This window comes from Aquabacterium fontiphilum, from assembly GCF_009909205.1.
GTDB classification, from domain to species: domain Bacteria; phylum Pseudomonadota; class Gammaproteobacteria; order Burkholderiales; family Burkholderiaceae_C; genus Aquabacterium; species Aquabacterium fontiphilum.
In genome coordinates this window covers 238,750-252,862 of the sequence record NZ_JAAAPN010000002.1, presented here as the reverse complement: position 1 = coordinate 252,862, position 14,113 = coordinate 238,750, and the positions used below count along the sequence as shown (strand labels likewise).

General features: G+C 65.6%; 9 protein-coding genes. 4 read left to right on the top strand and 5 right to left on the bottom strand.

Annotated features, from left to right (window positions below):
• Nucleotides 1–115 precede the first annotated feature (115 nt).
• Nucleotides 116–1,993 (top strand): M48 family metalloprotease, encoded by a 1,878-nt coding sequence (locus tag GTZ97_RS03205; RefSeq protein ID WP_330863536.1) that lies wholly within the window; start codon nt 116–118, stop codon nt 1,991–1,993.
• 15 nt (nt 1,994–2,008) lie between these two features.
• Here GTZ97_RS03205 and GTZ97_RS03200 read toward each other — a convergent pair whose 3' ends face one another.
• Genes GTZ97_RS03200 through GTZ97_RS03190 form a run of 3 tightly spaced genes read right to left on the bottom strand, consistent with a single transcriptional unit; the run spans nt 2,009 to nt 5,976 of the window.
• Nucleotides 2,009–3,223, bottom strand: coding sequence for a PA0069 family radical SAM protein (locus tag GTZ97_RS03200; protein WP_161649067.1), 1,215 nt, complete (start codon nt 3,221–3,223; stop codon nt 2,009–2,011).
• A 42-nt stretch (nt 3,224–3,265) separates the two neighbouring features.
• Nucleotides 3,266–4,012: a response regulator gene (locus GTZ97_RS03195; protein ID WP_161649066.1), complete on the bottom strand. Its 747-nt coding sequence runs from the start codon at nt 4,010–4,012 to the stop codon at nt 3,266–3,268.
• Nucleotides 4,009–5,976: a PAS-domain containing protein gene (locus GTZ97_RS03190; RefSeq protein ID WP_161649065.1), complete on the bottom strand. Its 1,968-nt coding sequence runs from the start codon at nt 5,974–5,976 to the stop codon at nt 4,009–4,011. Before GTZ97_RS03190 ends, GTZ97_RS03195 begins: the two co-directional genes overlap by 4 nt.
• A gap of 250 nt (nt 5,977–6,226) precedes the next feature.
• On the opposite strand from GTZ97_RS03190, the gene GTZ97_RS03185 reads away from it, so the two are divergent.
• The 3 genes from GTZ97_RS03185 to GTZ97_RS03175 all read left to right on the top strand — a co-directional run bounded on the left by GTZ97_RS03185 (nt 6,227) and on the right by GTZ97_RS03175 (nt 11,199).
• Nucleotides 6,227–7,642 (top strand): solute carrier family 23 protein, encoded by a 1,416-nt coding sequence (locus GTZ97_RS03185; RefSeq protein ID WP_161649064.1) that lies wholly within the window; start codon nt 6,227–6,229, stop codon nt 7,640–7,642.
• Nucleotides 7,643–7,722: 80 nt separating this feature from the next.
• Nucleotides 7,723–9,366: an acyl-CoA synthetase gene (locus GTZ97_RS03180; RefSeq protein WP_161649063.1), complete on the top strand. Its 1,644-nt coding sequence runs from the start codon at nt 7,723–7,725 to the stop codon at nt 9,364–9,366.
• Between the two features lie 51 nt (nt 9,367–9,417).
• On the top strand, nt 9,418–11,199 hold the full coding sequence (locus GTZ97_RS03175) for an acyl-CoA dehydrogenase (protein WP_161649062.1): 1,782 nt from the start codon (nt 9,418–9,420) through the stop codon (nt 11,197–11,199).
• A 143-nt stretch (nt 11,200–11,342) separates the two neighbouring features.
• On the opposite strand, the gene GTZ97_RS03170 is transcribed toward GTZ97_RS03175, so the two are convergent.
• Both GTZ97_RS03170 and GTZ97_RS03165 read right to left on the bottom strand, forming a co-directional pair.
• Nucleotides 11,343–13,061, bottom strand: a complete 1,719-nt coding sequence (locus GTZ97_RS03170; RefSeq protein ID WP_161649061.1) for a hypothetical protein — start codon at nt 13,059–13,061, stop codon at nt 11,343–11,345.
• Nucleotides 13,062–13,067: 6 nt separating this feature from the next.
• Entirely contained in the window at nt 13,068–13,652 is a 585-nt protein-coding gene (locus GTZ97_RS03165; protein WP_161649060.1) for a hypothetical protein, read from the bottom strand.
• Nucleotides 13,653–14,113: the final 461 nt, after the last annotated feature.

The following is a 14,113-nucleotide window of genomic DNA, read 5'->3' as shown; positions in this document are numbered from 1 at the left end:
CCAAGCGACGAACTGGGGTGCAAATCGGGTGCTTGCCCGGCGTGACGCGCGTCGTCATCCGTGCTGCAATTCTTGCCACACGGGTGCATGTCATCACACACGAAACACACAGGGAATGGCTGCGATGGAACAGGCCGAGTTCATCCATTACGTGCGGCTGAGCGAATACGCGAGCGCCGAGGCGCCTCAACGGTACCGACGCAAGGTGGCGGCGTTTGCCGCGCTCGGTTACGCCTGGGTGGCAGGCTGCCTGCTGGCCGCCGTGGCCGTGCTGGCCTGGGTGATCCCGGTCATGCTGGGCGGCCAGCGGCGCTGGGGACTGGCCTTTCTGGCGCTCGGCGCGCTGGGCTTGGCGTGGACCAGCCTGCGCGCACTGTGGGTGCGGCTGGACGGCCAGCCCGAGGGCATCCGCCTGCGCCGCGAAGACGCCCCCGCCCTGTTCAAGTTGCTGAGCACCATCCGCAAGAAGGTGAACGCCCCCCGGCTGGATGAGGTGTATCTGGACGATGCGTTCAACGCCAGCATCACCCAGTTGCCGCGGCGAGGGCTGTTTGGCGGCCACATCAACCGGCTGCACATTGGCTTGCCGCTGGTGATGGCGCTGGACGCACCGCGCCTGACGGCGGTGCTGGCCCATGAATACGGCCACCTGCGCGGCAACCACGGGCGCTTTGCCGCCTGGGTCTACCGCAGCCGCCAGAGCTGGGCCCAGCTCAACGCCCGACTGGATCAAGACGAAGGGCTGGCGTCGTGGCTGACAGCCCGCTTCATGAACTGGTATGTGCCCCGGTTTCTGGCTCAGACCTTTGCGCTGGCGCGCCAGGATGAGTACGAAGCCGACCGCATCGCAGCGAGCCTCGTGGGCCCTGCGGAAACGGCCGCCGCACTGGTCGAGATCGAGGTCAAGGGAGATTGGCTGGCGCGGGCGTTCTGGCGCAGCCACTGGCGGGGCGCCGCCGCTCAGGCGCTGCCACAGGGCCCATTCAGGGCCATGCGCCACCTGCTGGTCAGCCCGCCCGACGCCGCACAAGCTGCAGAGGCCCTGCGCCAGGGCCTCAAGCGCCTGAGCAACTTCGACGATACGCATCCTGGCCTGAAGGATCGGCTCGAAGCCCTGTCAGCCAGCCCCAGCCTGCCGACGTGGTCGACGCGGTCGGCCCTGGGGCTGCTGGGCAAGCAGGCTGAACGGGCCATCCAGCACTTTGATCAGCAATGGTGCCGCGACCACGCCACGGCCTGGAAGGCGCACCACGCCCGCTTGCAGCGTCTGCGCGCCCGCGCCGACGCGTGGCAGGCGCGAGCCGAACAGCTCAACGCGCAAGAGCTGGTGATGTGGGCCGACTGTGAACGCCGCTGGACAGACGCGACCGCCCTGGGCCACCTGGCCAGCCGCTACGCGCGTGCGCTGGCGCTGCGCCCAGGCTATGCGCGCGCCCTGATGGGACTGGCGCAGACGCGGCCGGATGCGCCCATGGCCGAGCAGCTTGGCTGGCTGGAAGCGCTGTGGCAATGCGATGACAACCGCCAGAGTTGGGCAGCCAGGCAGGCCGTGCAGCGGCTGGAAGCCCACATTCACACGACACCGCCGGAGCAACTGACCCGCTGGCGACAACGCGTGAAAGACGCGCAGGCCAGCGACCAGAGCGTGTGGGATGCGCTGCTCACGCCACCCTGGCTGCAACGCGTGTCGCGCCATGATCTGGACGAACTGGATCTCGACGACGCGCTGGCTGTCATCGCCCGCGAGCCCGCCGTGACGCGCGCCTGGCTGGTTTGCCGGGACGTTTCGGGCCACGGGCGCCGTGTGGCCTACCTGTTGTTGCTCGAACTGCCGGGCCTGAGCGATGCGCAGCGCCACGGTCTGTGTCGGCAGTTGGAGCAGGCCGTCGACCTGCCCGGCCCGACGCTGGCACTGTGGGCCGGCGAAGACCCGACCCTTCGGGACATCGAGCGACACGCCTTCGCACCCATCTACGTCAAAGGCCAAGCCTGAGCGGGTGCCTGGCGCTCAGAACAGGCTGCCCTGCGCGGGTGGCGGCTGCAGCAGGCCCGGATCAAAACGGCTCGTGTCCAGCGCCGGGCCACTGTGGCCCAGGCCGTGGCGGGCAGCCGCCTTGCGCACCCGCTGGCGGATCAGGTCGGCCCACAGCCCTTGCCCCTTCATGCGCTGGCCAAAGCGGGCGTCATAGGCCTGGCCGCCTTGCAGGTCATGGATGCGGGCCATGATGCGCCCCGCCCGCTCGGGCACATGGTGCTGCAACCATTCTTCGAACAGCGGACGCACCTCCCACGGCAGGCGCACCACGGTGTAATGGATGGCCTGGGCGCCGGCCTCGGCCGCCGCGTCGATGAGGTGTTCGATCTCGGGCTCGTTCAGGAAGGGGATGATGGGCGCCACATTGACGCCGACCGGCACCCCGGCCGCATGCAGGCGCCGCACGGCCTGCAAACGCCGATGCGGCGCCGCCGCGCGGGGCTCCAGGATGCGGGCGAGCGCCGGATCCAGCGTGGTGAGGCTCACCATCACATAGGTCTGTTGACGCGCTGCAGCCGCAGCCAGCAGATCCAGGTCACGCTCAACCCCGGCGGATTTGGTGACGATGGTGAACGGGTGACGGCAGCTGTCGAGCACGGAAAGCACGCCACGCGTCAGGCCCCACTCGCGCTCGACGGGCTGGTAAGCATCGGTCGCCGAGCCGATGTTGATGGGACTGCAGACATAGCCCGGCCGCGCGAGCTCACGCGCGAGCAACTCGGCCGCGTTGGCCTTGGCCACGAGGCGCGTCTCGAAATCCAGGCCTGGGGACAGGTTCAGGTAGCTGTGGGTGGGCCGCGCATAGCAGTAGATGCAGCCATGCTCGCAGCCACGATATGGATTGATCGCCAACGTGAACGGGATGTCGGGAGAGTCGTTGCGCGACAGGATGCTGCGGGCCTGCTCGGCCACGACCTGGGTGCGCCCTGGCACCGCGCTGCGGCTCGCCCAGGCGTCGTCATCTCGGCTGTCATTGTCGCCATCGCCATCCGTCGATACGACCCTGGCTTGTGGCGCCAGCGGCGCCCAGCCATCGTCTTCAGCCTCACGCTGCCATGAGGTAAAGCGATGGGCCAGCCGGGTGGCCGTGCCGCGGCCCTTGGCTGGGGCCGCCAGGCGCCGCGCGTCCGGTGCGCCATCTGGCGCGGTCGGTGTGAAGGGCGCCACGGGCGGGCGGGTCTTGCGCATACTGTATTTTCATACAGTATTCAGGCCACCGCAAGCGGCTTCTCAGGACCAGGTCACCGAGGCGGAAAACACATAGCCTGCACCATAGACCGTCTTGATGATGCGCGGGTCCATCGGGTCGTCTTCGATCTTGCGGCGCAGGCGCGAGATGCGCACATCGATGCTCCGGTCCATGGGCGACAGGTTGCGCCGCCCCATCAGTTGCTCGCGCGTGAGGATCTGGTGCGGGCGCTCCAGAAAGGCCCGCAGTACCTGCACTTCGGCCACGCCCAGCACGTGTTCGACGCCCTCATCAGACCGCAGCGTGTTGGCGGCGCAATCCAGCGTCCAGCCCGGGAAACGCGCCAGCCGCCGTGGCTCGGGCTGGACGCCGCCGGGGGCCACGGCCCGCCGGCGCAGGATGCTGCGTACGCGGGCGACCAGTTCGCGCGGCTCGAAGGGCTTGGTGACGTAGTCGTCGCCGCCCAGCTCCAGCCCCATGATGCGGTCGGCCGCGTGTCCGCGCCCGCTCAGAATAAGCAGGCCCGCGGCCGTCTGTTGGCTGATCTGGCGCACCAGTTCGATGCCATCCATGTCGGGCAGGCCCAGGTCGACGATGCACAGATCCGGCCGCCGTACCTGCAGGCGCCGCAGGGCCGCCGCCCCCGAGGCATGGCTCTCGGCCTCGAAGCCGAACTCCTGCAACACCGAGACCACGAGCCGTGCAATCGACGCGTCGTCTTCGATCACATAGATCAAGGCGGGCCGCTGTGAGGGCACCGACACGGAGGGCTGGTTGGGCGCGCTCATGCGCTGCCTCCGCCCAGGGCAGCGGCCAGCTCGGCCGCGGTGAAGGGCTTGGACAGCACGGGCAGATCGGTCAACGCCTCGACGTCGGGCGCGTAGCCGCTCATCAGCAGGACCTGCATGCCAGGGTGGCGCTGGCGTGCATGGCGGGCCAGCATCACGCCATCGACCTCGCCGGGCATGACGATGTCGGACAGCAGCAGCCGGATGTCCGACATCTGGGCCAGGATGTCGAGCGCCTCCTGCGCATGGGCGGCTTCCAGCACGGCATAGCCCAGGTCCAGCAGGTTGCGGCGGACCACGCGGCGCACGTCGGCATCGTCTTCCACCAGCAGCGCCACACCGCGATGTGCCGTCTGACCCGCCATCAATGGTGCTTCAGCCAGCGGCAGGTCATCCTCTGGCATGTCGGCCAGGGGCAGATACAGGCTCACCGTGGTGCCCGCGCCGGGCGCACTGTGCAACTCGACCGCACCGCCGGACTGCCGCACAAAGCCGTAGACCATCGACATGCCCAGGCCTGTCCCGCTGCCGGGCCGCTTGGTGGTAAAGAACGGCTCGAAAATGCGCGCCTGCGTGGCCGCGTCCATGCCCACCCCGTCGTCCTGGACGGACAGCCGCGCGTACGCACCCGGGCTCAACATCAGCGCATCGGCCTGGCCCACATCCAGCGTCTGCACCGACACGTCCACGTCGATGCGTCCATGCCCCCGCGTGGCGTCCCGCGCGTTCAGCAGCAGGTTGACCAGCGCATTCTCAAGCTGCGTCGGGTCGATCCAGATCCAGACCGGTTCGTCCGGCACATCACATTCCAGCGTGAGGTTGGCGGGCAGCGCAGGCCGCACCAAACGCACGACGGCATCGGCCAGGCTGCACGCATCCACTGCGCCAGCTTGAAGCGGCTGCTGTCGGGCAAAGGTCATCAGCCCGCGGATCAGCTCCGCCCCTCGACGGGCCGCCGCAATGGCCGGGCCCGTGAACTCGCTGACCATGGGGTCGTCGGGCCGCGCGTCGGCCAGCGCCGACAGGTTGCCGATGATGATGGTGAGAATGTTGTTGAAATCGTGCGCCAGCCCGCCAGTGAGCTGCCCCATGGCCTTCATCTTCTGGGCACGCACGACCAGCGCCTGCGACTGCTTTTCCTGCGTGATGTCGAAGGTGAGCTCGAAGCAACCCAGCACCTCGCCGTCCGGTGCGCGGTCCGGAATCAGCGAGGTGCGCACGGCCAGCGTGCGCCCGGCGCGGTTCTGTAACTCGTAGTCGAAGGTGACGGGCTGGCCGGTCAGCGCCCGGGCCACGAAAGGCCGGATGCGCTCGTAGACCTCCGAGCCCAGAAAGCTGCGCGCGCTCACCGTCTCGGGTCGCGCCGGATCCAGCCCGAACCAGTCCTGGTAGCCGCGGTTGATGTAGGTGTAGCTTCGGTCTTGCCGGAAGTAGGCGATCAGCGCGGGGATGGAGTCGGTGACCAGCCGCATCTGGTGCTCGCTGCGCTGCAGTTCGGCCGTGCGAGCCAGCACACGCGACTCCAGTTCGGCATTGGCCTGCAGCAGGGCTTCTTCGGCACGTCGCTGTTCGGTCACGTCGGAGTACAGGGTCACAAAGCCATGGCCCGGCAGCGGCTGGCCCGTGATGCGCAGGATGCGACCGTCTGGCCGCATGCGCTCGATGTCGTGCGGCAGGAACTGCATGGCCAGCGCCACGCGCTCGCGCACGGCCTCATCTTCAGGCTGATCGCCATACTCGCCGCGCCTGGCGTTGTAGCGGATGAAGCTCTCGAAGCTGGCGCCCACGAAGGCCAGTTCAGGCGGGAAATCCAGCAATTCCAGAAAGGCCCGGTTCCACGCCACCATCCGCAAATCGGCATCGAAGACCGACAGTCCGCGGTCCAGCAGATCCACACCAGCCTGCAGTGTGAACTGCCGCCAGTTGCCGTTGTCGGGCCTGCTCGGGATGGTGGTGTCGCTCATGACCCGTGGATTCTAGGCACGGCCCTGCCCGCCGTCCCACCCCGCACCCGGGTTGCAAACATTCGTCACATTTGCTGGGAGGTGGTGAAAAGGTCCTCCCGGATCATGCGGCCCGGCGCCACGCAGCACGATCACCCGTCGGCTGCGCCAACTGGCACCCACACGGAGACCAGCATGATCAGTGTAAACCCTAATCCATGGGTTTGTACAGGTCGATTGCGTTTTTACCCTGACACCACAGGAGCACACCATGGCGCTGCAGCGCGAGCACGGGGCTGAACACCCCTTCTGGGCTTTGGGCCCATTCAAGATCCGCCTCCCGTTCATTCACTACCGCTGGGAATTCCCCGAGATGATCCAGGGGCTGATCATGTTCGTGGTCAGCCTGGGCATGATCCCCCTGCTGATGAAATACCTGGGCATGCCGTACGAAGCCGCGCTGGCTTTCTGCGTGGTCGCCGGTATCGGCTACCTGCTGCCCGCGCTGATGGGCGTGCCGCTCGTGCCCGGCTGGATCACGCCGGCCATCCCGGTGGTGCTGCTGTACCTGCAGGCCTTCGAGCCCGGACCCGAGGCCGTCAAGGCAATGATTGCCTTGCAGATCCTGGTGTTCATCATCTTCCTGTTCCTGGGGCTGACCGGGCTGGGCAACAAGCTGGTGAAGGTGATTCCGAACTCGCTGAAGTCAGGGATCATCATCGGTGCTGGCATCGCGGCCATGATGGGCGAACTCAAGACCGGGGGCCGCATCGACAACACCCCCGTCTCGCTGTTGATTGGCTGCATCGTGTCGGCCTACGTGCTGTTCTCGCTGTCGTTCAAGCACTTCGTCGAAACCAGCCGCGTGGCCAAGACCATCTCCAATTTCGGCATGATCCCCGGCATGGTCGTGGCCATGCTGGTGGGCTGGGCCGTGAGCGAGTACCCGCTGCCCGATGTGCAGTGGGGCATCACGCAGCCCGACTTTGCGTTGATGGCCAACTTCCTGGTCTTCAACGTGGGCATGCCCAGCGCCGACATGTTCCTGCTGGCCATTCCGACCGCGCTGATTGCTTATGTGATCGCCTTCGGTGACATCCTCGTGGGCTTCACGCTGTGTCAGCGTGTCGACCACCTGCGCACCGACGAGAAGATCGAGCTCAATGTCACCCGCGTGCACCTGGTCACCGCCATTCGCAATGCGCTGCACGCCCTGTTTGCGCCCTGGCCCGGCCTGGCCGGCCCGCTGTGGACCGCTGCACACGCCACGATCGCAGAACGCTACGCGTTGGGTCGCAAGGCCATGGACTCGATCTACAGCGGTGGCGGCACCTTCTGGATCACCGGACTCATCGCCATCTTCATCCTGCCGCTGGTGACAGTGTTCAAGCCAGTGCTGCCAATCGCGTTGTCGCTCACCCTGGTGCTCACAGCCTACATCTGCATCATGGTCGGCATGGAGGAGCTCAAGAACTCCACCGAGCGAGGTGTGGCTGGCATCGTGGCCGTGACCCTGGCCATGCCCGACCCGAAGTCGACGGTGTACGCCGTGGTCATCGGTCTCATTCTGTACTGGCTGATCGAGCGGCCAAATGCAGCGCAGCGCTCCAAACAGGACCGCTCGATGCTGGCCGACAACACAGCCGACATCGAAGCCAGTGACCCGCAAGGCGTCGTCCGGAACTGACCCGCAAACATTGGTCACATTCGATCGGGGGTGGTGAAAAAGTCCTCCCCGATCATCCACCTTCTCACGCAGAGAACACCATGATCAGCGCCAATCCCTACGCCATGGGTCTGGACAAGAACCCGGCCAACCACGTCAGCCTCTCGCCCCTCAGCTTCCTGACGCGCGCTGCGCGCGTCTACCCGGACCGGGTGGCCATCATCCACGGCAGCTTGCGCCAGACATGGGCGCAGACCGAGGCCCGCTGTCGGCGCCTGGCCAGCGCCTTGCGCCAACGCGGCATCGGCAAGGGCGACACCGTGGCCGTCATGCTGCCCAATGTGCCCGCCATGCTGGAGGCCCACTTCGGCGTGCCCATGACAGGTGCGGTGCTCAACACACTCAACACACGCCTGGACGCCGAAGCGCTGGCCTTCCAGCTGGAGCACGGCAACGCCCGGGTGCTGCTGACGGATCCAGAGTACGCCCGCGTGATCCGCACCACGCTGGACATGCTGGGGCACCACGACGTGCTCGTGGTCGATGTGGAAGACGAACAAGGCCCCCACGGCGAGCGCCTGGGCGCGCTCACCTACGAAGCCTTGCTGGCAGAAGGCGATCCAAAGCATGTGTGGTCGTTGCCCGATGACGAGTGGGATGCCATCAGCCTGAACTACACCTCAGGCACCACAGGCAACCCCAAGGGGGTGGTCACCCACCACCGCGGTGCCTACCTGAACGCAGCGAGCAACGCGATCTCGTGGTCGATGCCGCAGCACGCCGTCTACCTGTGGACGCTGCCGATGTTCCATTGCAATGGCTGGTGCTTTCCCTGGACGCTGGCCCTCGTGGCCGGTACCAGCGTCTGCCTGCGCCGCGTCGACCCCAAGCTGATCTACGACTTGATCCGCACCCACCAGGTCACGCACATGTGTGGCGCGCCCATTGTCTACAACCTGCTGATCAGCGCGCCACCTGAGCTGCGCGCCGGCATCGCCCACCCGGTCAATGGCCTGATCGCCGGGGCCGCACCACCGGCCGCCGTGATCGAGGGATGCGAGGCCGCCGGCATCCACATCACCCACGTCTATGGCCTGACCGAGGTCTACGGGCCAGCGGCCATCTGCGCACCACAGGCCGACTGGGACAGTCTGCCACTCGATGAGCGTGCGCGGCTGAAGGGCCGCCAGGGCGTGCCGTATGCGCTGCAGGAAGACGTGACCGTACTGGATCCGCTCACCATGCAACCGGTGCCGTGCGACGGCGTGACGGTGGGTGAGGTGTGCTTCCGCGGCAATGTCGTCATGAAGGGCTACCTCAAGAACGAGAAGGCCACACAAGAGGCCTTTGCCGGCGGCTGGTTCCACACCGGCGATCTGGCGGTGCGCGACGCCAGCGGCTACATCAAGATCAAGGACCGCAGCAAGGACGTGATCATCTCGGGCGGCGAGAACATCTCGTCGGTCGAGGTCGAGGACGCGCTCTACCACCACCCGGCCGTGATGTCGGCAGCCGTCGTGGCCGAGCCCGACACCAAGTGGGGCGAGGTGCCTTGCGCCTTTGTCGAGCTCAAGCCTGGCCAGGAGGTGAGCCAGGAGGAACTCATCGCGTTCTGCCGCAACCACCTGGCGCGCTTCAAGGTGCCCAAGCGCGTGATCTTCGGTCCGCTGCCCAAAACGGCCACCGGCAAGATCCAGAAGTTCGTGTTGCGCCAGCAAATGAAGTCTGCCAGCGCCATCGAATGAGCGCCCTGCGGACTGCCCTGCTTTCTGTCATCCTGAGAAAGGCCCGCTTCCATGTCCAGCTACCACGCCCCTTTGCGCGAGATGCGCTTCACGATGCAAGAGGTGGCCGGCCTCAGGGACGTCTGCGCCCTGCCCGGCCATGAAGACGCCTCGCCCGAATTGGTCGAGGCCATCCTCGAAGAGGCGGGCCGGTTTGCGTCGGGCGTGCTCGACCCGCTGAACTGGCCAGGCGACCAGCAGGGCGCACGGTGGGACCAAGGCGTGGTGCGCGCCGCGGACGGCTTTCGCGAGGCCTATGCCCAGTTCTGCGAAGCGGGCTGGCACGGCATGCCGGCAGCGCCAGCATTCGGCGGCCAGGGCCTGCCCACGCTGGTGTCCACCGCGGTGATGGAGATGTGGAAGGCATCGAACATGGCGTTCTCGCTGTGCCAGATGCTGACCATGGGTGCTGTCGAGGCCCTGGTGCGCCATGGCAGCCCCGCGCTGCAGCAGCGCTTCCTGCCGAAGATGGTGTCCGGGCAGTGGACAGGCACGATGAACCTGACCGAACCCCAGGCCGGGTCGGATCTGTCGGCCATCCGCACCCGGGCCACCCCCGAGGGCGATCATTACCGCATCAGCGGCACCAAGATTTTCATCACCTGGGGCGAGCACGACATGGCCGAGAACATCGTCCACCTCGTGCTGGCCCGCCTGCCCGACGCGCCTGAAGGCGTCAAGGGCATCTCGCTGTTCGTGTGCCCCAAGTTCCTGGTCAACGAAGATGGCACGCTGGGCGCGCGCAACGACCTGGTGTGCAGCGCGATCGAACACAAACTCGGCATCCATGCGAGCCCCACGGCCGTGATGTCCTTTGGCGACGGACCCGGCGCCATCGGCTACCTGGTCGGAGAGCCTCACAAGGGCTTGGGCTACATGTTCACGATGATGAACCACGCCCGGCTCAACGTCGGCCTGGAGGGCGTGGCCGTGTCGGATCGGGCCTACCAGCGCGCCCGCGCCTATGCGCTGGACCGCGTGCAGGGCCGCACGCTGACTGGCCACGCTGCCATCATCGGCCACCCCGATGTGCGCCGCATGCTGATGGACATGAAATGCCGTGTGGAAGCCATGCGCGGCCTGGCTTACTTCACCTCGGCCCAGATGGACCGCGCGCATGCGCACGAGAGCGAGGCGGTGCGGGCCCAGGCACAGGCGCTGGTCGACCTGCTCATCCCCATCGTCAAGGGCTGGTGCACCGAGACGGCCCAGCAGGTCGCAGCCGACGGTGTGCAGGTGCACGGCGGCATGGGCTTCATCGAAGAGACCGGCGCGGCCCAGTATGTGCGCGACGTGCGCATCACCACGATCTACGAAGGCACCACCGGCATCCAGGCCAACGACCTGATCGGCCGCAAGCTGGTACGCGACGAGGGCGCCACGATGAAGGCGTTGTGGCGCACGATGTCGGCCGAGGCGCAGCGCCAGAGCGACAGCCCCGACGCGTCGCTGCGTCAACTCGGCCAGAGCCTGCAGCGTGCGCTGGACGCACTCTCGCAGGCCACTGACTGGCTGCTGACCCAGGCCGCCCGACAACCTGCAGCAACGGCAGCGGCAGCCGTGCCGTATCTGCACCTGTGCGGCACGGTGGTGGCAGGCTGGCTGATGAACCGGGCGGCCGAAGGCGCCGTGCTGCGCCGCCAGGGTGCTGACGCCGATGCGGCGTTTCTGCAAGCCCGCCTGGTGGTGGCCCAGCATTACCACCACCACATGCTGGTGAGCGCGCCTGCCTGGCGCGACCGGGTGGTCAATGGTGCTGCCAGCACGCTCGCGCTGGCCGACGACCAGTTTTGAGCCGCGAAGCCCTCGGCTGCGTTGCTCCAGCGAAACCACGATCAGCGTCCACAAACATTACGGCGCGAGGCACCTTGTGCCGGGTCGACATAGCGGGAACCGCCGGAACCCTGGACTCAATCGTGAGCCAGTCCACCTGCAGATCACCGACCTGCGGATAGCTCAGTTTGACTTGGCTTGAAACAGCTGAAGCTCAGACTGGCATCGGCATGGGAAACCGTCAAACCGTACAGCCCACGTGCAGCATCGGCGAGTAACGACACCGCAGGATCGTCGCCAAGTAAGAAGCCCAGCCGCGGAAGAAAATCATCCACACGGTGAAAAGTGCCTGCTCCCGTCATGGCGCGCTGAAAAACGAGACCAGAATCCCGTTGCCCCGGCCACAAGCCAGCGATCTCTACCTCATTAATCCGGACCAGTCGGGCGCTCATGTCGACCTCAACTGGGCCCTGAAGCGGTCGCAGTGTGTTCATGTTCACGCACTGCCCAGACTCAAAACGAAGCCGGCGCGGCCCCGTCAGCACGCGCATGGCGCCCGCCCACAGTTGCGCATGGTCTGGCAGTTGGATGATCTGACGGTTTGGTCGCCTTTTCGTGGGGTCACAACTGACGCTGTGCTGGTTTAGACCAGACACGTCACCTTCTGTGATCGAGAAGCCCAAGAACTCCCCCGCCCCGCCCCACTGGAGGTCGGCGGTGCGCAGCGGCCTTGGGCCGTCCGCCCCCTGCAACGTTTCGTACTCCCGCGTCAGGCTGATTGCGAAGCCCTTCGCAGGGGAAGGCCCGGAAATGTCCATCAAGACGTCCGGGTGTGTGACGTCAAACGCGAGCGTCAGGCTAGGCACGTCAGTCACCTGCCCAGACGACCCGACGAACATACCTTTGGACTGCACGGAAATGCGCCCATCCGACCCCACGGTGGCCTGACCCACTGGCACTTCGTCACCTTGATCATCGATGGCAAAACACGTGTAGCTGCCTCCGACCAGACCCAAAATGTACGCCCTGACCTCGTCCTGGCAAAACGCCGGAGGCTCCGCTTGAAATCGATCAAGGACAGCACGCAGACCCTGTAACAACGGCTGTTTGACATTGAAATCATCCGACAAGTAGGTGTCGTTGAAAAGGTGCGCCTGAATCGCTCCCACATCATCAGCGCTCGCGCCACCAGCACCTCGGCGCAGTGTGAAATTGGCGGGCAGCGCACCAGGTACCTCCGTGATGAAGTCGCGGTGGTTGGTCAAGTAGGGCCCAGGTTCTCCGCCAACGTTGTTGGCTGGCACCGCCACCCCATGAATGGCAAAGCGCCTGAGCTGTTCGGGGCTGAGTTGTGACTGCAACAACCGACGCGCGTCGTTGGCGTAAAAGTTACCCTGCGAATGCGCCACCACCAAGACACTTTGCCCCTGGGTAATTGCATGGCGGTAGCTGTCTACGTGCTGGTCCACTTCAGGCAACAAACCCAGGGTAAATCGTTCGATTTGCGCGCGGTGCCAACGATTGAACCACGGCGGCGCGCGCCGCTCCCGAATCAGCCAGTTCGCCAGGTCGCTGGTCCACTGGACTCCAGCCTGCTGGGCGGCTTGCTTGAGATCATCCACCATGCCGTCTGTGGCGTTGTAGGCCGTGTCATAGCGGAGGGCTTTGTCGTTGTAGGTGGTGCCGAGGTTGTCTCTCAGCAGGTCACGAGACCGCCTGGCCGACTCAGGGCTGGTATTGATCCCGTTGCCAAAGTACACCACCACCTGATGGGGGTGGCTGGGGCAGGTACCGGCCTCGGCACCACCAAGGCAGGCCATGAGCACCACGAACAGCGCAGAGGCTGCAGAGCGAATGGAGAGGAACATGCGCAGGGCTTTCATGGTGGCTCAGTCGCAAACACGGCCATCTGGCTGACGGAACACGGCGCCACTCATGAGGCGGTTGGCTGCCCAGTAGGCTCTGAAGCGCTCTTCGGTATTAGCGGTCAGGGCCTCGATGTCTTTGGACATGTCCTCGCGGAACTGCACTTGCTCCCTGGTGGCACGGGGCAGCGTTTGATACGCACATTCCGCCGCACGTTCGACCGCATCCCCTGCACGCAGCGCCTCTTCCCGCGTCGTCGCCTCCATGTTCCGCTGCAAGGCCCTGGCCTTCTGCTCCGCCGCACGTTGGATCTCGGGGGTGCGCGCGTACTTCTGCGCGATCAACCGGTCGATGTCATCGCGGATGTCGTTGCGGTTGGCATCCACACCACGCAATCCGGGGCTGAGGTCTTCGTTGTCGATGATCTTTTCGGACGAGGGTTGTTCGACACCTGAGGTGTCGCCCACTTCGCCAACCTGCGCAGGCGGCACATCGCTCGAATCGCCACCACCTAGGCAGCCGGCCAGCATCCCACACAGCAACAAGCTGGCAAGCCATCGAATAGCTGACACACGCCAGACTGAACACCACTGAAAGATCACGATCATGAATCCTGGGTTTGTTTTGAAAAAACGGCGCTCGGCCTAACTCACAAACGCGGCCATCCGGTTAACGGAATACGGCGCCACTTTTGAGTCGCTCAGCGGCCCAATAGGCCCTGAAGCGTTCTTCGGTAGTCGCCGTCAACGCATCGATGTCTTTGGACGTGCCTTCCCAGTAACTGAGCTGCTCCTGTGTATCCGGTTGGCCTCCACACCGCGCAATCCAGGACTGAGGCGCTCGTGATGATCTTTTTGGACGGGGGCTGCTCGACACCCGACGTATTGCCCACATCGCCAGCTATTGCAGAAGGCTCTGGATCACTCGCCTCGCCATCACCGAAACAGCCGGTGAGCATCAGACATGCGACCAACGGCGTCATCAGGCACACTCATTGCGCCCCGTCAATAGACTGACGACCAACGTTCACACAACTGCTGGGACGGACCTCTCACCCCGGGTCAACACG

Coding starts and splice junctions, on each gene's coding strand:
- GTZ97_RS03205 (WP_330863536.1), top strand. CDS start 116: ATGGCTGCGATGGAACAGGCCGAGTTCATCCATTACGTGCGGCTGAGC.
- GTZ97_RS03200 (WP_161649067.1), bottom strand. CDS start 3,223: ATGCGCAAGACCCGCCCGCCCGTGGCGCCCTTCACACCGACCGCGCCA.
- GTZ97_RS03195 (WP_161649066.1), bottom strand. CDS start 4,012: ATGAGCGCGCCCAACCAGCCCTCCGTGTCGGTGCCCTCACAGCGGCCC.
- GTZ97_RS03190 (WP_161649065.1), bottom strand. CDS start 5,976: ATGAGCGACACCACCATCCCGAGCAGGCCCGACAACGGCAACTGGCGG.
- GTZ97_RS03185 (WP_161649064.1), top strand. CDS start 6,227: ATGGCGCTGCAGCGCGAGCACGGGGCTGAACACCCCTTCTGGGCTTTG.
- GTZ97_RS03180 (WP_161649063.1), top strand. CDS start 7,723: ATGATCAGCGCCAATCCCTACGCCATGGGTCTGGACAAGAACCCGGCC.
- GTZ97_RS03175 (WP_161649062.1), top strand. CDS start 9,418: ATGTCCAGCTACCACGCCCCTTTGCGCGAGATGCGCTTCACGATGCAA.
- GTZ97_RS03170 (WP_161649061.1), bottom strand. CDS start 13,061: ATGAAAGCCCTGCGCATGTTCCTCTCCATTCGCTCTGCAGCCTCTGCG.
- GTZ97_RS03165 (WP_161649060.1), bottom strand. CDS start 13,652: ATGATCGTGATCTTTCAGTGGTGTTCAGTCTGGCGTGTGTCAGCTATT.